This window comes from Pseudarthrobacter sp. MEB009 (assembly GCF_030208875.1).
Taxonomy (GTDB): domain Bacteria; phylum Actinomycetota; class Actinomycetes; order Actinomycetales; family Micrococcaceae; genus Arthrobacter.
This window is the reverse complement of record NZ_JARVTC010000004.1, coordinates 118,310-138,309: the sequence shown is the minus strand read 5'-3', so window position 1 is coordinate 138,309 and position 20,000 is coordinate 118,310. Positions and strand designations below refer to the sequence as shown.

Genomic DNA, 20,000 nt, shown 5'->3' with positions numbered 1-20,000 from the left:
TGCCCCCGGGCAGGCTTACTCGGCGATCTTGCTCTGGTTGTAGCTGGTGGAGCGTTCCTGTCCGCTGAGTTCGGCGATGGCGTCCATGATCCGGTCCGTGACCTGGCGGCGGGCCGGCAAAGAGTGGTCCGGGCCGGTTTTATCGAAGTACAGCGGCTCCCCCACCTTCATGGTGAAATGCTGGGGCCGGACACCCTTCTCCCCGGCGCGCTGCAGGTTCTCGGTGCCGATCAGGCCCACCGGGATCACGGGTGCACCGGTGGTCAGCGCCAGCCAGCCCACACCGGTGCGGCCGCGGTACAGGATGCCGTCGCGGGAGCGGGTGCCCTCCGGGTAGATGCCGATGCCTTTGCCGGCCTCCAGGATGTCCATCAGCGTTTTGAGGGCCTGGACGCTGGCTGCCTGCTCCCCGCGTTCCACGGGAATGGACCCGACGGATTCGAAAAAGGCCTTCATCACGCGGCCCTTGACGCCCCGCGTGGTGAAGTACTCGGCCTTGGCGAAAAATGCGACGGGCCGGGGCATCAGGGCCTGGACAATAACGCTGTCGAAGAAGGACAGGTGGTTCGGCGCCACGATGAACGGCCCGTCAGTGGGCACGTTTTCGAGCCCGATGACGGTGGGCCGGCAGGAGCCGCCGATCAGGGTGCGGGTGGTCCAGCGGACGGCGTCAAACATTTCCATCGTTGGTCACCTCACTCATGGCGGCGGAGTGGATGGACTCGAGGCGGTCGACGGCGGCGGCCAGGGCGTCGGCGTCCTGCACCACGGTCACTGCCCCGGCAAGGTCCAGCTCGCCGTCGGGCGCGAATCCCCAGGCAACACCGATGCAGTCAAGGCCGTTGGCGATGGCACCGGCGACGTCCTGCGCCCGGTCCCCCACCATGATGGCGTGGTGCGTGCCCAGGTCAGCCAAGGCAGCCGCGATGATTTCGGTTTTGCCCAGCGGGACCCCGGCCACAGCCGTTTCGTCATCCGCGGAACCGTGGATGCCCTTGAAGTACCCGTCCAGGCCATGGTGCGCCAGCACGGTGCGCGCCAGCCCCTGCGGCTTCTGGGTTGCCACTGCCACCGGCCGGCCGGCGGCCGCGTAGGCGCCCAGCAGCTCCCGGACCCCCGGGTAGACCCGGCCCTGGCCGATGCCCGTGGCCACGTAGTACTGCCGGTACCGGGTGATCACCTGGTCCAGCAGGTGTTCGGGTACGCCGGCTACGTTCAGCAGGGAATCACTGAGCTTGGGGCCGATCATGGCCTCCAGCAGGTCCTGGGCCGGGACCGGAAGTCCCAGCCCGCCCAGGGCGGCGGCAATTCCGTCGGTGATGCCGCCGGCCGGATCGACAAGAGTGCCGTCCAGGTCAAAGATCACGGGCACTGTTGTTTGAGTCACCGGGTTAGTTTCTCACGACAGCACTCATGCCTGAAACTCCCATGCCGATACCGGAATACTTCCGCCGGATCAGCCGAGGATTTCCGCCAGGAACGCCGCTGTGTGGCTGGTGGTCGATTTGGCCACCTGCTCGGGTGTTCCGGTGGCCACAATCTGGCCGCCGCCGGAACCGCCGTCGGGCCCCAGGTCAACCACCCAGTCGGCACTCTTGATGACGTCCAGGTTGTGCTCGATGGTGATCACGGTGTTGCCCTTGTCCACCAGTCCCTGCAGGACCATCAGCAGTTTCCTGATGTCCTCGAAGTGCAGGCCGGTGGTGGGCTCGTCCAGGACGTAGATGCTTCGGCCGTTGGACCGCTTCTGCAGCTCCGCGGCAAGCTTGACGCGCTGCGCCTCGCCGCCGGACAGTGTGGTGGCAGGCTGACCCAGCCGCACGTAGCCCAGGCCCACGTCCACCAGGGTGCTCAGGTGCCGGGCGATGGGTGTGAACGCCGCGAAGAACTCGGCGCCTTCCTCGATGGGCATGTTCAGGACATCGGCGATGGTTTTGCCCTTGTAGTGGACTTCCAGGGTTTCCCGGTTGTACCGGGCTCCGTGGCAGACCTCGCAGGGGACGTAGACGTCCGGCAGGAAGTTCATTTCGATTTTCAGGGTGCCGTCACCCGAGCACGCTTCGCAGCGGCCGCCCTTGACGTTGAAGGAGAACCGGCCGGGAAGGTAGCCGCGGACCTTGGCCTCAGTGGTCTCGGCGAAAAGCTTGCGGATGTTGTCGAACACGCCGGTGTAGGTGGCGGGGTTGGAGCGCGGGGTGCGGCCGATGGGGCTTTGGTCCACGTGGACCACCTTGTCCAGGTGCTCAAGTCCCTGGACGCTCTTGTGCCGGCCGGCCACCTGCTTGGCGCCGTTGAGCTTGTTGGCCAGCACCTTGTAGAGGATCTCGTTGACCAGGGTGGACTTGCCGGAGCCGCTGACCCCGGTCACGGCCGTGAAGAGGCCCAGCGGGAAGGCCGCGTCCACGTTGATGAGGTTGTTCTCGCGGGCGCCCACCACCTTGAGTTCCCGCTTGCGGTCATACTTGCGGCGCTTTTTGGGTACGTCGATCTTTTTTCGGCCGGAGAGGTAATCGCCGGTCAGGGACTCGGTGTTGGCCAGCAGGTCCTGGTAGGAACCCGAATGGACCACCTGGCCGCCGTGCTCCCCGGCGCCGGGCCCGATGTCCACGATCCAGTCGGCCACGTGGATGGTGTCCTCATCGTGTTCCACCACGATCAGGGTGTTGCCCATGTCGCGGAGCCTCGTGAGGGTGTCGATCAGGCGGCGGTTATCGCGCTGGTGCAGCCCGATGGAGGGTTCATCCAGGACGTAGAGGACACCCACCAGGCCGGAACCGATCTGCGTGGCCAGCCGGATGCGCTGCGCTTCGCCGCCGGACAGCGTGGCGGAGGGCCGCTCCAGGTTCAGGTACTCCAGGCCGACGTCCAGGAGGAAGGTCAGGCGTGCCTGGATCTCCTTCAGCACCTGGTGTGCGATCTGGGCTTCGCGGCCGGTCAGCACCAGGTTGTTCAGGAACTCGGAGCAGTCCCGCATGGGAAGGGCCGCCACTTCGGCAATGGACTTGCCGTTGATCAGCACCGACAGCGACGCCGGGTTGAGGCGGGCGCCGTTGCAGGCGGGGCAGGGGATCTGCCGCATGTATTCCTCGTAGCGGTCCCGGGCCCAGTCCGAATCCGTCTCACCGTGCTTGCGGTGGACGTACTGGATGGCACCTTCAAAGCCGGTGCTGTATTTCCGTTCGCGGCCGAACCTGTTTTTGTACTGCACCACCACTTTGTGGTCCTTGCCGTGCAGGACCGTCTGGCGGACGTCCTTGCCAAGCTTTTCCCAGGGGGTGGTCATGGAGAACCCGAGTTCCGTGGACAGGCCTTCGAGCAGCCGGTTCCAGTATTCGGTGGTGGCGGTGCCCAGCGACCAGGGCGCGATGGCACCTTCAGAGAGGGACAGTTCGCCGTTGGGGACGATCAGTTCCTCGTCCACTTCAAGCCGGGTGCCGATGCCACTGCAGGCTGCGCAGGCGCCGAAGGGGTTGTTGAAGGAGAACGACCGCGGCTCGATCTCGTCGATGGCCAGCGGGTGCTCATTGGGGCAGGCGAGGTGTTCGGAGAAGGCACGGATCCGGGCGGGATCATCGGCCTCCAGGTTCACGAACTCCGCCAGGACACGGCCTTCGGCGAGGCCCAGGGCGGTTTCCACGGAGTCGGTGAGCCGCTGGCTGATGCCATCCTTGACCACCAGCCGGTCCACCACCACCTCGATGGTGTGCTTGTACTGCTTGCCGAGTTTGGGCGGTTCGCTGAGCTGGATGAGTTCACCGTCAACGCGGGCCCTGGAGTAGCCCTTGGCCGTCAGCTCCTTGAACAGGTCAACAAACTCGCCCTTGCGTCCGCGGACCACCGGCGCCAGGACCTGGAACCGGGTGCCTTCGTCCAGCTCCAGGAGCTGGTCAACAATCTGCTGCGGCGTCTGCTTGGCTACAGGCTCGCCGCAGACGGGGCAGTGCGGGCGGCCTACGCGGGCCCAGAGGAGGCGCATGTAGTCGTAGATTTCGGTAATGGTGCCCACCGTGGAACGCGGGTTCTTGCTGGTGGACTTCTGGTCGATGGAGACCGCCGGGGACAGCCCCTCGATGAAGTCGACGTCAGGTTTGTCCACCTGGCCCAGGAACTGGCGTGCGTAGGCGGACAGCGATTCCACGTAGCGCCGCTGGCCCTCGGCGAAGATGGTGTCGAACGCCAGGGACGATTTGCCGGATCCGGACAGGCCGGTGAACACGATCATGGCGTCGCGGGGAAGGTCAAGGTCCACGTTGCGAAGGTTGTGTTCCCGGGCGCCCTTCACCACCAGGCGGGAAAGGTCCGGCCGCTGCACGGAGGCAGCAGGGACGACGGCGGTGGAATCGTTGGGGACGGCTGTTTCTTCAGCTACGGCTTTAGGCACTTACCAATGCTAATCGAAAACTTCTTCGAATATCCACGTGATGCTGCGCTCACCCGGCGTCGTAGGCCGCCGCCAGCAGCTTCACGGCCTCCGCGAAAGTGGCGCCCTGGCTCCTGGCAGCAGCTGCGTAGGCTGCGGCTGCGGCGGACAGTCCGCCCAGGCGTTCGTCCGGCGCGCACACCACGGTGCCGTTCCGCCCCCGGGTGGCCACCACACCGGCCGACTCCAGCTCCTTGTAGGCCCTGGCCACGGTGTGCGGTGCCACGTCCAGGGCGCTTGCCAGTGCACGGACGGCGGGCAGCCTGGCCCCGGGCGCCAATGCGCCGTTGTCCACCTGGTGGATGATCTGGAGCCGGAGCTGGTCGAAGAGCGCCACGGTGCTGGCGGTGTTGGGCAGCCACGTACCGGGAAAGGTGTTGTCGGGACTCACAGCCCGGGCTCCAGGACTCCGGGCCGGATTTCGCGGGAAGCGAACTGCGCGCGGTAGAGCCCGCTGTAGTAGCTGTTTGCAGCCAGCAGGTCCTCGTGGGTTCCCTGCTCAACAATCCGTCCGTGGTCCATGACCAGAATTAGATCAGCGTTCCGGACCGTGGACAAACGGTGGGCAATCACAAAACTGGTCCGGCCGTGCAGCAGCCGCTTCATGGCCTGCCTGATCAGCAGCTCCGTCCTGGAATCCACGGAACTCGTGGCTTCATCCAGCACCAGGACCTCGCGCCCTGCAAGCTGGGCGCGGGCGATGGTGATCAGCTGGCGCTGGCCGGTGCTAAGCGGCTCGCCGCCGTTTTCCAGGATCGTGTCGTAACCCTCCGGCAGGGACCTGACGAACCTGTCCACGTGCGCCGCGTCCGCCGCGGCCTGGATGTCTGCCGGGGCGGCCCCGGGCCGGCCGTAGGCGATGTTTTCGTGGATGCTGCCTGCGAACAGCCAGGCGTCCTGGAGCACCACACCGAACCGCTCCCGCAGCCTGTCCGGTGGCAGGGTGGCGATGTCAACACCGCCAATGGTGACCCGGCCGGACCCGGGTTCGCTGAACCGCAGCAGCAGGTTGACCACGGTGGTCTTCCCGGCGCCGGTGTGGCCCACAATGGCCACTGTTTGGCCCGGTTCCACGGTGAAGGCCAGGTTCCGGACGGCCGGCGCAGCGTCCGGGTAGCCGAAAGTGACGTTCTCGAAGGCGATGCGGCCGTCCGGTACCTTGCGGGCGTTCGGAGGGCGGCCGCTGTCCCGGCGCTGTGCGGGGCCGGGGACTTCGCCGGCGTCCAGGAGGTCAAAAACGCGGGCGGCGGAGGCGACGCAGGACTGGATGAGGTTCAGGAGGCCGCCGATCTGCCCCACAGGCTGGGTGAAGAGCCGACTGAACTGGATGAACGCCTGGATGCCGCCGATGGTCATGGAGCCCGCAATCACCTGGAGCGCACCCACCACTGCCACCGCAATGTAGTTCAGGTTGGAAATTAGCACCATCAGCGGCTGGACCATTCCGGCCGAGTATTGGGCCCTGGTGGCCGAGCGGGCAAGTTGGTCGTTGCTGCGGCCGAATACCTCGGCGGCGCGGTCCTGGTACCCGAAGGCCTTGATGACCTCGTGGCCGGAAATGAACTCCTCCACATGGGCGTTCAGCACGCCGGTCTCATTCCATTGCCGGTCAAACTGTGCCTGGGACCGGCGGGCCACCAGGACGGTGACCAGGGTGGACAGTGGGATGGTGGCCAGGGCGATGACCGCCAGCAGCGGGGAAATCCAGAGCATCATGGCCAGGGAACCCACCAGCAGCAGGCAGGAGGAAATCAGCTGGGTGAGGAGCTGGTTCAGGGCCTGGGCAATGTTGTCGATGTCGTTGGTTGCCCGGCTCAGCACGTCGCCGCGGGAGCGGTCAGTGAAGTAGCCGGCCGGCAGCCGGTGCAGCTTGGCCGCGACGGATTCGCGCAGCCCGTACATCAGGCCCTGCACCGAGCGTGCTGTCAGCGCCCCCTGGATCCAGTTGAAGAGCGAGGCGAAAATGTACATCCCCGCCACCAGCGCCAGCAGCCCGGCCAGCCGGACCTGGTCCAGCCGGCCGCTCATCAGCCCATCAACCACTGCGTCGGTGGCGTCGCCCAGGAACTTCGGGGCTGCGACGTTGAATCCGGCGAACGCGCAGGTAGCTGCCACGGCGCCCGCCATCCTCCGCCGGAAGGGCCGCAGCAGGCCCAGCAGCCTGCCCGCGGTGGGCCAGAATCCGGGCTCCTCTCCCCCGCTGCCGCCGGCTGTCACTGCCGGCCATCCAGGGCAAGCTGCGATTCCGCGATTTCACGGTAGGTGGCGGACCCTGCCAGCAGTTCAAGGTGCGTCCCCTGCGCCACCAGGTGCCCGCCGTCGAGCACCAGCACCAGGTCAGCGGCCTCCACCGCCGAAATGCGCTCGGCCACCACAATCACGGTGGCCGTGGACAGGTTGGACTGGAGTGCTTCGCGCAGCCTGACGTCCGTTGCATAGTCGAGGGCGGAAAAGCTGTCGTCGAACAGGTAAAGCGGCGCCTTCCGGAGCAGCGCCCGGGCAATGCAGAGGCGCTGCCGCTGCCCGCCGGACAGGCTGGTGCCTCCCTGGCCCACGCGTGTCTCCAGGCCATGGGGCAGGTCCCGCATGAACCGCATGGTCTGTGCGGTTTCCAGCGCCGCCCACAATTCACTGTCTGTGGCCTCCGGCGCAGCCACCCTCAGGTTCGCGGCGATGGTGCCGGAAAAGAGGTGTGAGTGCTGAGGGACGATGGACATGCTCCGGCGCAGGCCATCCAGCGGCAGGTCCTTGATGTCCGTGCCGTCGAGGCTGATCCGGCCGCTTGTGGAGTCCAGGAAGCGGGGCACCAGGTTCAGGAGGGTGGACTTGCCGCTGCCGGTGGATCCCAGGATGGCAGTGGTGGTTCCGGGCGCGGCCGTGAAGGAGATGCCGGCGAGGACCGGAGCCTCAGCACCCGGGTAGGAGAAGCCAACGTTGTGGAACTCGACGGCGGCGGCACGGGACGGTGTCTGCAGGTGGCGCGCTGCCGGAAACCTGCGGGGCGCGGTGGCGGCCGGGCCGGGATCGGTGACCGACGGTTCGGCGTCCAGGACGGCGGTGATCCGTTCTGCGCAAACGGCGGCCCGGGGTGCGGTCATCAGGACGTACATGGCCATCATGATGGCCAGCAGGATCTGCAGGATGTAGGCGATGAACGCCGTTAATGCGCCAAGGTTCATCTGCCCGGCCTGGATCCGGTGCCCGCCGAACCAGACCACGGCCACGGAGGAAAGGTTGACCACCAGCATGATCAGGGGCAGCATCCCGGCGACCAGCAGCGCGGACTGCAGGTTGTTGGCCGTGAGCTTCCTGTTCACGCCGGCGAACCGTTGGACCTCATGGTCCTGGCGGACAAACGCCCGGATGACCATGGCGCCGATGATCTGCTCGCGGAGGATGCCGCCGGCGCGGTCCAGGAAGTCCTGGCCTTCGCGGTACAACGGGATGAGCCGCCGGACGATCAGATACATGATCAACACCAGCAGCGGCACAATGGCGATCACCACTGCGGACAGGCCCGCATCCTGGTGCAGGGCCAGGGCGATGCCGCCCACTCCCATGGCCGGGGCCGCGAAGAACATGGTGAACACCAGCAGCGCGAACGCCTGGATCTGCTGGGTGTCGTTGGTGGCGCGGGTGGTGAGGCTTTGGGCTCCGAACAGGGCCACATCCTGGGAGGACAGGGCTTGGATCCGGTCGAAGATGCGGGCCCGCAGGCCGTGCCCGATTTTCATCGCCACCACGGCGCCGAGGTACCCGGCAGCGATGGCGGCGGCGGCCTGGACGGCGGCGACGGCGGCCATCACCAGGCCGAGGCGGGAAATCACGCTGACGTCGCCCGCCACGATGCCGTCATCGATAATCGCGGCGTTGATGGTGGGAAGCAGGAGCGTGGCGCCGGCCTGGACCAGCTGCAGGAGGAGCAGGGCGACCACGGCTGCTTTGTGGCCCTGAAGGAGCCGCCCCATCAACGCAATCAGCAAGGAACCTCCAGTGCAGGTCGAATGGCTGGGGTGGGCGGTAGCCTCCATCCCTCAACCATTCCGTCATTGTAGGGCACATCACATTCGACCGGTGTCATATCGCGTGACCGGTCTTGTAGAGGCTGGCGCTGCGGCTGCCTCAGCCGTTCTTTTGGCCGACGGCGAAGATCCTGCGGAAGGGAAAGACCGTGCCGTGTTTGCCCGGCGGATAGGCCTCGGCCAGCAGGGCAGCGTATTCGGCCTCGAACAAGGCGCCCTCTTCAGCGGGCAGTGCAGCCATGACCGGCCGCAGAGCCGTGCCGCGGACCCATTCAAGGACGGGATCGGCACCCGGCAGCAGTTGCTGGTAGCTCGTTTCCCACGCATCGGCGGTGAAGCCGGCATCAAGCAGCAGGTCCAGATACTCCGCCGGCTCCCCCACCGACTCGCCGCCCCGCAGGACCCCTGCGAGCTGGGGGGCCCAGCGCTCCGACGCGGCGAGGCCGCGCATCAGGGTATGGGAGGGCGCGTTGAAGTTGCCGGGCACCTGCATGGCGAACCAGGCCCCTGGTCGGAGTGCGGCAAGCCAGGTCCGCATGAGGTCCTGGTGCCCCGGGACCCATTGCAGGGCGGCGTTGGTCACCACCACGTCCGTCCCGGCCGGGGGCCGCCAGCCCGCGATGTCGCCCTGCTCAAACCGCAGGCCGCCGGCGGCCAGGCCCGCCGCCTTGGTGAGCATGTCCGGGGAGGAATCCAGGCCCACCACGGTCGCAGCCGGCCAGCGTTCCGCCAGCGTTGCGGTGAGGTTGCCGGGCCCGCAGCCCAGGTCCACCACCTGCTGCGGGGCCTGGGCGTGTACCCTGCCGGTGAGGTCGAAGAACGGGCGGTCCCGGTAATCGCCGAATTGAACATACTTCGCCGGATCCCACTTCATGTTTTCCTCCAGTTTCTGGTGCTGCAGCAATGCTGCCGAGCCTAGCCCGGCCGGAACGGATTCCGGGGCGTACCGGGGCACTAAGCTGGAAATCAATGAAACTCGTTGACCAGCTGACTGATCTTTCCGCTCTGAACCCGGCTGCCGCCGTCGACCCCGATGACCTGTATTCGCGGTTCGTTGAATGGACGCAGGCCAGGGGCCTGGCGCTGTATCCCGCGCAGGACGAGGCCATCATGGAGCTCGCCACCGGGGCCAACGTGATCCTGGCCACCCCCACAGGTTCCGGTAAGTCCCTGGTGGCCATCGCCGCGCATTTCCAGGCGATGGCCCAGGGCCGCCGCAGCTACTACACGGCGCCCATCAAGGCTCTGGTGTCCGAGAAGTTCTTTGCCCTTTGCGAGATCTTCGGCGCGGAAAACGTGGGCATGGTCACCGGGGACTCCGGGGTGAACCAGGACGCACCGATCATCTGCTGCACCGCGGAGATCCTGGCGAACGTGGCGCTTCGCGAGGGAACAGCCGCGGAGCTGGGCACCGTGATCATGGACGAGTTCCATTTCTACTCCGACCCGCAGCGCGGCTGGGCCTGGCAGGTCCCGCTGCTGGAACTCCCCCAGGCACAGTTCCTCCTGATGTCCGCGACGCTTGGCGACGTGGCCCGGTTCGAGGACGGACTCACGGAGCTGACCGGCCGGCCCACCACCACCGTGAGCTCCGCCGAGCGGCCCATCCCGCTGCACAACTACTATCACCAGACCCCGGTGCACGAGACCCTTGAGGAACTGCTCTCCACCCGACAGGTCCCCGTGTACGTGGTCCACTTCAGCCAGATCGAAGCGATCGACCGGGCCCAGACGCTGATGAGCATCAACGTCTGCAGCCGCGAGGAAAAGGACAAAATCGCGGAGCTGATTGCCGGCTTCCGGTTCGCCGCCGGCTTCGGGAAGACCCTGAACCGGCTGGTCCGCCACGGCATCGGCGTGCACCACGCCGGCATGCTGCCCAAGTACCGCCGGCTGGTGGAACAGCTCGCCCAGGCAGGACTGCTGAAAGTCATCTGCGGCACGGACACCCTTGGTGTGGGCATCAACGTGCCCATCCGCACCGTCCTGTTCACCGCCCTGAGCAAGTACGACGGCGTCCGCACCCGCCTGCTGAACTCCAGAGAGTTCCACCAGATTGCCGGCCGGGCAGGCCGGGCAGGCTACGACACCGCCGGGACCGTGGTGGTCCAGGCGCCGGAGCACGTCACCGAAAACGTGAAGGCCATGGCGAAAGCGACCGCCAAGTTCGGCGATGACCAGAAGAAGCTGCGCCAGGTGGTCAAAAAGAAGCCGCCGGAGGGTTTTGTCTCCTGGGGCGAACCCACCTATAAACGTCTCGTCGAGTCTGTTCCTGATCCACTGGGTTCCAGCTTCACGGTGACCCACGCCATGCTGATGAACCTGATGGAGCGGCCGGGCGACCCCTTCACGGCCGCCCGCCGGCTGCTGACGGAAAACCACGAGCCCAGGTCCTCCCAGCTCCGGCTGATGAAGAAGGCGCTGGGGATTTACCGGGAGCTGCTGGCGGCCGAGGTCATCGAACGCATCCCCGTGCAGGAGCAGGGCCCGGACGGCCGAACAGTCCGTTTGACCGTGCACCTGCAGGCCAATTTCGCCCTGAACCAGCCGCTCTCCCCCTTTGCACTTGCTGCGCTGGAGCTCCTGGATCCGGAGTCGCCGTCGTACGCCCTGGACGTGGTGTCCGTGATCGAGGCGACCCTGGAGAAGCCGCGCCAGATCCTTTCCGCCCAGCAGAAGAAGGCCCGCGGCGAGGCTGTGGCGGCCATGAAGGCCGACGGGATCGAATACGACCAGCGGATGGCGATGCTGGAGGAGGTCACGTATCCGCAGCCCCTTGCCGAGATCCTGGGTGAAGCGTTCGAGGTGTACCGGAAGGCGGCACCGTGGGTGGGCGATTTCGAACTCGCCCCCAAGTCCGTGGTCCGGGACATGTACGAGCGGGCCATGAACTTCGGCGAGTTCGTCCAGTTCTACGGGCTGGCCCGGTCCGAGGGCATTGTGCTGAGGTACCTGTCCGACGCGTTCAAAGCGCTCCGGCAGACGGTGCCGCAGGACATGCTGCGCGAAGACCTGGAGGACCTGGTGGCGTGGCTGGGTGAGATGGTGCGCCAGGTGGACTCGAGCCTGCTGGACGAATGGGAGGAGTTGGCCGCCGGCAACACGCTCACCCCGCACGACGCTCCGCCGCCGCCGCCTCCGCTGCTGACCGCCAATATCCGGGCTTTCCGGGTGATGGTGCGCAACGAGATGTTCCGCCGGGTGGAACTTTTCGCGGACGAAGATGCCGCTGCGCTGGGCCTGCTGGACGGCGCTGCCGGCTTCGATGCGGACCGGTGGGAGGATGCCCTTGACGATTACTTCGACGAGCACAACGACATCGGCACCGGCCCGGATGCCCGCGGACCCGGCCTGTTGATCATCACCGAGAAACCCGGCACGTGGAAGGTGCGGCAGATCTTTGACGACCCCGCCCGGAACCACGACTGGGGCATCTCCGCCGACGTGGACCTTGCGGCTTCGGACGAGGCCGGCACCGCGGTCCTCACCGTGACGGCCGTGAACCGCCTGTAGGACCTGGCGCCTGTAGGACCTGGCGCGCGGCACCCGTTGCCCGGCGCGTCCTGCGGTATCACGGCGGTAAGCTCGAACAATGAGTGTAATCCGCGCCGCAAACCAGCATGATGTACCTGCAATCCTCCGGATGATCCACGAACTGGCCGACTACGAAAAAGAGCCTGACGCCGTCCGGAACACCCCGGAAATGCTGCAGGAGGTCCTGTTCGGTCCGGACCCGCGTGTCTTCGCGGCCATCGCGGAAAACGCGGCCGGCGAGGTCCAGGGGTTCGCGCTGTGGTTCCTGAACTACTCCACCTGGGAAGGTGTCCACGGAATCTACCTGGAGGACCTCTACGTCAGCCCTGCCGCCCGCGGCGAAGGCCACGGCAAGGCCCTGCTGCAGCACCTTGCAGGGATCGCCCTGGCCAACGGGTACGCCCGTGTGGAGTGGAGCGTCCTTGACTGGAACGAGCCGTCCATCAACTTCTACCGGAGCCTCGGCGCCCGCCCCATGGACGGGTGGTCCACGTTCCGGCTCACCGGTGCGGCCCTGACGCAGTTCGGCACGGCCGTCCCGGCAGCGGTCAATGGCTGACGCGGCCGTGACGGCTGTCGGGCCTGCCCGCACCGCGGGCCACCAGGTCAAGGCGCGGCACGAGTACCGCGGCATGCGGACGGTGGAGCACTACTTCACCGTGCCGCTGGTGCACGGGACTGACTCGGAAACCATCACCGTATTTGCCCGGGAGTACGTTTCCACGGCGCACACCCCCCAGGAAGCGGAAGACCTGCCCTGGCTGCTGTTCCTGCAGGGCGGCCCCGGCGGCCGTGGCAACAGGTTTGCGTCCCTGGGCGGCTGGAGCAAAGCCGCTGCCAAGGATTTCCGGATCCTGATGCTGGACCAGCGCGGCACCGGCCTGTCCACGCCGATCGACCGGAATACGCTGGCGCTCCAGGGCGACGAGGCAGCGCAGGCCGCCTACCTGGAAAACTTCCGTGCTGATTCGATTGTGGCCGACGCGGAACTCATCCGGAACACGCTGGGCTCGCCGGCCTGGAGCATTTTTGGCCAAAGCTACGGCGGATTCTGCGCCCTGACCTACCTTTCGTTTGCGCCGCAGGGCCTCAGGGAAGCCCTGATCACCGGCGGGCTCGCTCCCCTGTCAGTACCTGCGGAGGACGTCTACCGGGCCACCTTCCGGCGCGTGGCAGCCCGGAACGCGCAGTACTTCGGCTGGTACCCGGAAGACCGGGACACGGTGGACCGGATTGCCCGGCACCTGCGGAGCACTGCCGAAACGCTGCCGGACGGCAGCGTCCTCACCGTTGAACGGTTCCAGATGGTGGGCTCCTTCCTGGGAGGCAACACCCGGGTCGACGCGCTGCACCACCTCCTGGAAGATGCGTTCGTCGCGGCCGACGGCGGCACCCGCCTTTCGGACGCCTTCCTCGAGCAGGTGCACGGCATCGTTTCCCGCCGCTCAAACCCGCTGTACGCAGTGGTGCACGAATCCATCTACGGCCAGGGTTCAGCCACCGCGTGGGCCGCCTGGCGGGTCCTCGCCGAGTACCCGCAGTTCCGGCCGGACGCCGACCACGTCCTACTGACGGGCGAAATGGTCTACCCGTGGTACTTCGACCAGGACCCGGCGCTGCAGCCCCTGCGCGGCGTCGCGGAACTGCTGGCGGCGAAGGAGGACTGGGCGCCGCTGTACGACGTCGACCGGCTGGCTGCAAACACGGTGCCCGTGGCTGCCGCCGTGTATGCGGAGGACATCTATGTGGACCGGGACTTGTCCCTGGGCACCGCCTCAGCCGTCCGCGGGCTGCAGGTCTGGGAGACTGCAGACTTCCACCACGACGGAATTGCCGACGACGGCGAAGCCATTTTCGGCCGGCTGCTGGGAATGGTCCGGTCAGTCCGGCGCTGACTGCCTGCGCCGCGCTGCCAGCGAGAGGAAGGCCACGGCCAGGACACCTGCCCCGATCACTGCGCCCAGCATGTTCAGGCCCGGATAGCCTGCCCAGCTGAGCACAAGCCCGGAGACGGCACCACCCACCGCACCGGCGGCGCCCATCAGCATGTCGGACACCCCCTGGACCACCACGCGGGAGTCCGGGTCCACACTTTCGGCCAGGAGCGTGGACCCGGCCACCGTGGCCGCCGACCAGCCCATGCCCAACAGCACGAGGCCCACGGCTACGGCGGTGGTGGAGCCTTGGCCGAGGCCGGCCACGGCCGCCGCGACCAGCAGCAGCGTAAGCCCGATCATGATGGTTTGGATCCGGCCTGCCCGGTCGGTCAGCCAGCCCATCACCGGCGAGAGTGCATACATGCCGGCGATGTGCAGGGAAATGGTGAAGCCAATGACAACCAGAGCGTCGGCTGACGCATGGTGCCCGGCCTGCGAGGCGGCGGGTCCTTCCACCACGTGCTGCAGGTGCAGCGGCGTCATGGACATGATGCCCACCATTACCGCGTGGGCGGCGACAACCGCGGCAACGGCCAGCCGGGCACCCGCGGAGCCCTGGATGGCCCGGAAACCCCTGGCCAGGGACCCTTTTGCCCCCACGGGATCTTCAGCTTTGGCGGGGGCGCGGGGCACGGCGGCGGCAAGTTCCCTGGTCAGCTGCAGCGGGTCCGGGCGGAGTCCGGCGAAGACAATGACGACGGCGACGAGCAGGCCGGTGCCTGAGATGACGAACGGTCCCGCGGTGGACGGCAGGCCCAAGGCCAACCCCACCGCGGCACCGGGCCGGATCAGGTTCGGTCCGGCAACGGCACCTACTGTCACTGCCCACACCACAGTGGACAGCGCCTTCCCCCGGCTCCCGGCCGCCGCAAGGTCCACGGCGGCAAACCGTGCCTGCAGGCCTGCGGCCGAACCCACGCCAATTCCAGCCGCACCCAGCAGCAGCAAAGGGAACAGGCCGGTCACCGTTGCCAGGACCATCAGGACGGTGCCGCCAAAGGCAGTCAACAGTCCGGCCACCTGGCTGATCCGCCGGCCGCTCCGGTCTGCCAACGCCGCCAGGGGAACGGCGGCCACGGCTGCACCGAGGGTCATGGCGGTGGCCACCACTCCTGCCCAGGCGCTGGACCCGGAGAGCTCCACGGCGAGGATGGAGCCGATGGAGACCGTTGCTCCTGCGCCGATGCCGCCGAAGACCTGGGCGGCGGCCAGCAGCGCCACCGTGCGCTGCTGGACCCGGCGCACGTCGGGGTCCGAGGGGGTTCTGGCGGCCATGCTGGAAGCATAGCCCCAGCCCTCGGCGCATGGCGTTTAAAGCAGCAATCCCGGCTGCGGGTGCGGCCGGGATTGCTGTGGTGCGGTGGGTTCGGGTGTTACTCGCCGTGGCTCTTGCGGGCGTCTTCCTCGAGCCGCGGGTCCACATGGGCATCCTTGGCTTTGGAGCTCAGCAGGCTGGCAACAACGGCAATGATGATGGTGCCGACGATGACTGCGAGGGACACAAAGGTGGGAATTTCAGGGGCCCATTCGATGTGGTTGCCGCCGTTGATGAAGGGCAGCTCGTTCACGTGCATGGCGTGCAGGACCAGCTTGACGCCGATGAACGCCAGGATGAACGACAGTGCGTGCTTCAGGTAGATCAGGCGGTTCATGAGGCCACCCAGCAGGAAGTACAGCTGGCGGAGGCCCATGAGGGCGAACAGGTTTGCGGTGAACACAATAAAGGGGCTCTGCGTGAGGCCGAAGATGGCCGGGATGGAGTCAACGGCAAACAGCAGGTCGGTGAGGCCGATGGTGATGAACACGATCAGCATCGGGGTGAAGACCTTTTTGCCGTTCACGGTGGTGCGCAGCTTGCCTTCATCGAATTTCTCCGACATCGGGATGATCTTGCGGATCCGGGCGATGAGCGGGTTTTCCTTGTCCTCCTCGTCCTCACCTTCGTCCTGTGCCTGCTTCCAGGCGGTCCACAGCAGGAACGCACCGAAGATGTAGAAGACCCAGCTGAACTGTTCGATCACAATGGCGCCGAGCAGAATGAAGATGCCGCGGAGGATCAAGGCGATGATGATGCCCACCATCAGGACTTCCTGCTGGTACTTTCGGGGTACGGAGAACCTGGCCATGATGATGATGAAGACAAAGAGGTTGTCGATGCTGAGGCTGTACTCCGTGACCCAGCCGGCCACAAACTGGCCGCCGAATTCAGGGCCGGTGAAGAAGAACATGGCACCGGCAAACACCAGCGCGAGGCTGACGTAGAAGGCCACCCAGAGGCCGGCCTCCTTCATGGAGGGTTCGTGCGGACGACGCACCACCAGGAGGAGGTCAATCAGGAGGATCAGGCCGAGGATGACAAACGAGCCAACCTCGAACCATACGGGCAAATCGAGCACAGGTAGCCTTTCGCAGGGTACGGAAAAGTCGTGTAAGTCTCTCCGGCCTGCCGATGCACTTGGTGCTGATGTGGCGGCCCGCTACGCCCGGCGGGGCAACCATGCCCTGCGTGTTGACGATCGTAGCACTCGGGATACTCCCCTACGCGACGTTAACTGTAACCCAGACCGGCACCAAAGGACCCCGGCCCACCCAAGATGACGTGGCGGTCAGGCGTGCCCGGCTGCCTGCATCTGGCGCAGTTCCTTCTTCAGCTCACCGACTTCGTCGCGGATCCGTGCGGCCACCTCGAACTGAAGATCGGCGGCTGCGCCATGCATCTGCTCGGTGAGCTGTGCGATCAGCCCCACCAGATCCTCGGCCGGCGCCGCAGCGAGCCCGTCCGCGCGGACCTGGGCTGAGCCCTTCTTCGCGCCGCCCTTGTTTGCCCCCGTGATCCCGCGCTTGCCCTTGCCGTAGTCGAAGCTGCCCAGCAGCGCATCGGTGTCGGCGTCTTCCTTGGCGAGCTGGTCGGTGATGTCCGCGATTTTCTTCCGCAGCGGCTGCGGGTCGATGCCACGTTCGGTGTTATAGGCCACCTGGATGGCACGGCGCCGGTTGGTTTCATCGATGGCGTGCGCCATGGAGTCCGTGATCCGGTCCGCGTACATATGGACCTGGCCGGAGACGTTGCGGGCGGCACGGCCAATGGTCTGGATCAGCGAGGTCGAGGACCGGAGGAAGCCTTCCTTGTCCGCATCGAGGATGCTGACCAGGGACACTTCGGGCAGGTCCAGGCCTTCCCTCAGCAGGTTGATGCCCACCAGGACATCGAAGCTGCCCATCCGGAGTTCACGCAGCAGTTCCACCCGGCGGAGGGTGTCCACGTCCGAGTGCAGGTACTCGACCTTGATCCCGTGCCCCAGGAGGTAGTCCGTAAGATCCTCCGCCATGCGCTTGGTGAGGGTGGTGACCAGGATGCGTTCGTTTTTCTCTACCCGGGTCCGGATCTCGCCCAGAAGGTCGTCGATCTGGCCCTTGGTGGGCTTGACCACCACCTCAGGATCGATCAGGCCCGTGGGCCGGATGATCTGCTGCACAAAGCCGTCCGCCTTGCCCAGTTCGTACTTGCCGGGGGTGGCGGAGAGATAGACGGTCTGGCCTACCCGGTCCAGGAACTCGTCCCACTTCAGCGGCCGGTTGTCCATGGCGGACGGCAGCCGGAACCCGAAGTCCACCAGGTTGCGCTTGCGGGACATGTCGCCTTCGTACATGGCGCCGATCTGGGGAATGGTCACGTGTGATTCGTCCACCACCAAGAGGAAGTCGTCCGGGAAGTAGTCGATCAGGCAGTGCGGTGCGGTGCCGCGGGCGCGGCCGTCGATGTGGGAGGAATAGTTCTCGATGCCGTTGCAGAACCCCATCTGCTGCATCATTTCAAGGTCGTAGGTGGTCCGCATCCGCAACCGCTGGGCCTCGACGAGTTTGTTCTGGCTCTCCAGCACCTGGAGCCGTTCGGCAAGCTCATCCTCGATCCGCTTGATGGCGCGGGCCATCCGCTCGGGTCCGGCCACATAGTGGGAGGCGGGAAAGACGTACATTTCGTCCTCTTCCCGGAGCACCTCACCGGTGAGCGGATGGAGGGTCTGGATGTTCTCGATTTCGTCGCCAAAGAATTCGATCCGGATGGCGAGTTCCTCATACATGGGGATGATTTCCACGGTATCGCCACGGACGCGGAACGTGCCGCGGTGGAAGTCCATGTCATTGCGGGCGTACTGCATGGAGACGAATTTGCGCAGGAGGTCATCCCGGTTCATTTCGGCACCCTTGCGCAGGGTCACCATGCCGGCGATGTACTCTTCCGGCGTTCCCAGGCCGTAGATGCAGGATACGGTGGCCACCACGATGACGTCGCGGCGGGTGAGGAGCGCGTTGGTGGCGGAGTGCCGGAGCCGCTCCACTTCCTCGTTGATGGACGAGTCCTTCTCAATGAAGGTGTCCGTCTGGGCCACGTACGCTTCAGGCTGGTAATAGTCGTAGTAGGAGACGAAGTACTCCACCGCATTGTTGGGCAGCAGCTCGCGGAATTCGTTGGCCAGCTGCGCGGCAAGTGTCTTGTTCTGCACCATCACCAGGGTGGGGCGCTGCACCTGCTCGATGAGCCAGGCGGTGGTGGCGCTTTTACCGGTACCCGTGGCGCCCAGGAGCACCACGTCCTTCTCGCCGTTCTTGATACGTTCGGTGAGCTCCTTGATGGCCGCCGGCTGGTCGCCTGCAGGTTTGAACTCGCTGATGACTTCGAAGGGCGAAACAACACGGTTTATTTCCTGCGCAAGGCTCATGCATCTAATCTACAACCGGGCACCGACAGCCAGGCTGCCAGTCCGTTACCGGCGAACATACGGTGTGCCAGCACGCACAGCCATCAGGGGGTGTACGACGGCGGCGCCCAGCCGGAGCGGGCAGCCCATTCGGTCATCCTGGGCCGGGCTTCGTCGGTGAACCACGGCTCTTTCGCCTCGGCATAGCCTCGGGTGGTGCCGGCGCCGGCGAACTGGTTGGCCAGCGCGTTTTTATGCTCTGCATAGCGGGCAGCGGCCCCGGGATCGGCGCGGAGCCAGTCGCGGAACATCAGGGCATAGCGCCACCCCGGCGAATTCACGGCACGGACGTGCACGTTGACGTCGCGGCCGGGGTCCGCGTTGGCATGGAAGCGCTTCTGCCACCGGGCGCTGTCAGTCTCGGGGGGTTTGGGAGTGTCGCGGTTGACGCCGGGGACCTGGGGGAACCCGGCGGCGGCCAGGAGTTCCGCGATCCGATCCGCTGCGGCAAGGTCGGGGACGGTGACCTGGAGGTCGATGACGTCCTTGGCAGCGAGCCCAGGAACGGATGTTGAGCCGATGTGGTCCACGGCCCGGATTTCTTCCGGCGCGGCCGCCCGGATGCGGCCGCCTAGCCGGGCGGCCTCGAGTGGCCAGCTGTCCCGGTACGGCTCCTGCACCGGACCGCTGTTTCGTGAGGCCCGGACACCCGCGGCGAGGTTGTGCGCAAAGGGCAGCAGGCGGTCCTCCCACAGCCTGTCCACCCGGTCGAGGACATCCCCACGCCCGCCCGAGTTGTCGAGGACAACATCTGCAGCCGCCAGCCGTTCATCCCGGCTGGCCTGGGCGGCCAGCCGCGACCGCGCTTCCATCTCCGTCATCCCGCGGTGTTCCACCATCCGCCGCACGCGCACTTCTTCCGGTGCATCCACCACCAGAACCAGGTGGAAGGCGTTCCCCTGCCCGGTTTCCACGAGCAGGGGAATGTCCTGGACCACTACGGAGCCTTCGGCGGCAGCTGCCACGAGTTCCGCGGACCGGGCCCGGACCAGCGGATGGACGATTCCATTAAGGGCCGCCAGGCGCCCGGGGTCACCGAACACCACGGCGCCCAGCTTGGCCCGGTCCAGCCGGCCGCCGTCGTCCAGCATGGCCGCCCCGAACTCAGCAACGATGCGCCGCAGCCCCGGAGTCCCCGGCTCCACCACCTCGCGGGCCAGGGCGTCGGCATCCACCAGGACGGCACCCAATTCCCTCAGGCGCGTGGCCACCATGGACTTCCCGGAGGCGATGCCGCCCGTCAAACCGATTTTCAGCACACTTCAACACTATCGCCGTGGCCGGGCAACCCCCGGGACCCGGCCCCGCTGCCCGTACTACACTTGAG

At 66.3% G+C, this 20,000-nt stretch carries 14 protein-coding genes; 3 read left to right on the top strand and 11 right to left on the bottom strand.

The features are described from left to right. Positions 1–15: 15 nt before the first annotated feature. The 7 genes from QRN07_RS02580 to QRN07_RS02550 form a co-directional block, all read right to left on the bottom strand. A complete protein-coding gene (locus QRN07_RS02580; protein ID WP_050684803.1) occupies positions 16–684 on the bottom strand; it encodes a lysophospholipid acyltransferase family protein in 669 nt (222 codons plus the stop codon). Beyond that, positions 671–1,387, bottom strand: a complete 717-nt coding sequence (locus QRN07_RS02575; RefSeq protein WP_056600420.1) for an HAD family hydrolase — start codon at positions 1,385–1,387, stop codon at positions 671–673. Before QRN07_RS02575 ends, QRN07_RS02580 begins: the two co-directional genes overlap by 14 nt. A 69-nt stretch (positions 1,388–1,456) precedes the next feature. Continuing rightward, a complete protein-coding gene (gene uvrA / locus QRN07_RS02570) occupies positions 1,457–4,381 on the bottom strand; it encodes an excinuclease ABC subunit UvrA (protein ID WP_056600421.1) in 2,925 nt (974 codons plus the stop codon). Positions 4,382–4,430: 49 nt separating this feature from the next. Continuing rightward, positions 4,431–4,811, bottom strand: coding sequence for a GntR family transcriptional regulator (locus tag QRN07_RS02565; RefSeq protein ID WP_050684800.1), 381 nt, complete (start codon positions 4,809–4,811; stop codon positions 4,431–4,433). Then, on the bottom strand, positions 4,808–6,547 hold the full coding sequence (locus QRN07_RS02560) for an ABC transporter ATP-binding protein (protein ID WP_082484344.1): 1,740 nt from the start codon (positions 6,545–6,547) through the stop codon (positions 4,808–4,810). Before QRN07_RS02560 ends, QRN07_RS02565 begins: the two co-directional genes overlap by 4 nt. Positions 6,548–6,633: 86 nt before the next feature. Continuing rightward, on the bottom strand, positions 6,634–8,388 hold the full coding sequence (locus QRN07_RS02555; RefSeq protein ID WP_082484347.1) for an ABC transporter ATP-binding protein: 1,755 nt from the start codon (positions 8,386–8,388) through the stop codon (positions 6,634–6,636). A gap of 154 nt (positions 8,389–8,542) precedes the next feature. Further along, the gene (locus QRN07_RS02550; RefSeq protein WP_056600470.1) at positions 8,543–9,316 is read right to left on the bottom strand and encodes a trans-aconitate 2-methyltransferase; all 774 of its coding nucleotides are present in this window, start codon (positions 9,314–9,316) and stop codon (positions 8,543–8,545) included. A gap of 95 nt (positions 9,317–9,411) precedes the next feature. Here QRN07_RS02550 and QRN07_RS02545 point away from each other — a divergent pair, with 95 nt between their 5' ends. The 3 genes from QRN07_RS02545 (at position 9,412) to QRN07_RS02535 (ending at position 13,871) form a co-directional block, all read left to right on the top strand. After that, the gene (locus QRN07_RS02545; RefSeq protein ID WP_056600424.1) at positions 9,412–11,955 is read left to right on the top strand and encodes a DEAD/DEAH box helicase; all 2,544 of its coding nucleotides are present in this window, start codon (positions 9,412–9,414) and stop codon (positions 11,953–11,955) included. Positions 11,956–12,034: 79 nt separating this feature from the next. Next, on the top strand, positions 12,035–12,535 hold the full coding sequence (locus QRN07_RS02540) for a GNAT family N-acetyltransferase (RefSeq protein ID WP_056600425.1): 501 nt from the start codon (positions 12,035–12,037) through the stop codon (positions 12,533–12,535). Continuing rightward, entirely contained in the window at positions 12,528–13,871 is a 1,344-nt protein-coding gene (locus tag QRN07_RS02535) for an alpha/beta fold hydrolase (protein WP_056600426.1), read from the top strand. Before QRN07_RS02540 ends, QRN07_RS02535 begins: the two co-directional genes overlap by 8 nt. Here QRN07_RS02535 and QRN07_RS02530 read toward each other — a convergent pair. From QRN07_RS02530 to coaE, 4 genes are all read right to left on the bottom strand, one after another. Next, positions 13,857–15,188 carry an MFS transporter gene (locus tag QRN07_RS02530; protein ID WP_056600427.1) on the bottom strand — a complete coding sequence of 444 codons (1,332 nt, stop codon included), beginning with the start codon at positions 15,186–15,188 and terminating at the stop codon, positions 13,857–13,859. The two genes, QRN07_RS02535 and QRN07_RS02530, sit on opposite strands and share 15 nt — an antisense overlap. A 98-nt stretch (positions 15,189–15,286) precedes the next feature. Further along, positions 15,287–16,309, bottom strand: a complete 1,023-nt coding sequence (locus QRN07_RS02525; RefSeq protein WP_056600428.1) for a TerC family protein — start codon at positions 16,307–16,309, stop codon at positions 15,287–15,289. A gap of 210 nt (positions 16,310–16,519) precedes the next feature. Further along, on the bottom strand, positions 16,520–18,634 hold the full coding sequence (gene uvrB, locus QRN07_RS02520; protein WP_050684792.1) for an excinuclease ABC subunit UvrB: 2,115 nt from the start codon (positions 18,632–18,634) through the stop codon (positions 16,520–16,522). Between the two features lie 83 nt (positions 18,635–18,717). Further along, positions 18,718–19,932 (bottom strand): dephospho-CoA kinase, encoded by a 1,215-nt coding sequence (gene coaE / locus QRN07_RS02515; protein WP_285240280.1) that lies wholly within the window; start codon positions 19,930–19,932, stop codon positions 18,718–18,720. Positions 19,933–20,000: the final 68 nt, after the last annotated feature.

What these genes read in the sequence shown, in the direction of transcription:
- QRN07_RS02560 (WP_082484344.1), bottom strand. Translation starts at nt 6,547, where the DNA reads ATGGCGGGCGCCGTGGCAGCTACCTGCGCGTTCGCCGGATTCAACGTC.
- QRN07_RS02530 (WP_056600427.1), bottom strand. Translation starts at nt 15,188, where the DNA reads ATGGCCGCCAGAACCCCCTCGGACCCCGACGTGCGCCGGGTCCAGCAG.
- QRN07_RS02540 (WP_056600425.1), top strand. Translation starts at nt 12,035, where the DNA reads ATGAGTGTAATCCGCGCCGCAAACCAGCATGATGTACCTGCAATCCTC.
- QRN07_RS02555 (WP_082484347.1), bottom strand. Translation starts at nt 8,388, where the DNA reads ATGGGGCGGCTCCTTCAGGGCCACAAAGCAGCCGTGGTCGCCCTGCTC.
- QRN07_RS02545 (WP_056600424.1), top strand. Translation starts at nt 9,412, where the DNA reads ATGAAACTCGTTGACCAGCTGACTGATCTTTCCGCTCTGAACCCGGCT.
- QRN07_RS02535 (WP_056600426.1), top strand. Translation starts at nt 12,528, where the DNA reads ATGGCTGACGCGGCCGTGACGGCTGTCGGGCCTGCCCGCACCGCGGGC.
- QRN07_RS02550 (WP_056600470.1), bottom strand. Translation starts at nt 9,316, where the DNA reads ATGAAGTGGGATCCGGCGAAGTATGTTCAATTCGGCGATTACCGGGAC.
- uvrB (WP_050684792.1), bottom strand. Translation starts at nt 18,634, where the DNA reads ATGAGCCTTGCGCAGGAAATAAACCGTGTTGTTTCGCCCTTCGAAGTC.
- QRN07_RS02580 (WP_050684803.1), bottom strand. Translation starts at nt 684, where the DNA reads ATGGAAATGTTTGACGCCGTCCGCTGGACCACCCGCACCCTGATCGGC.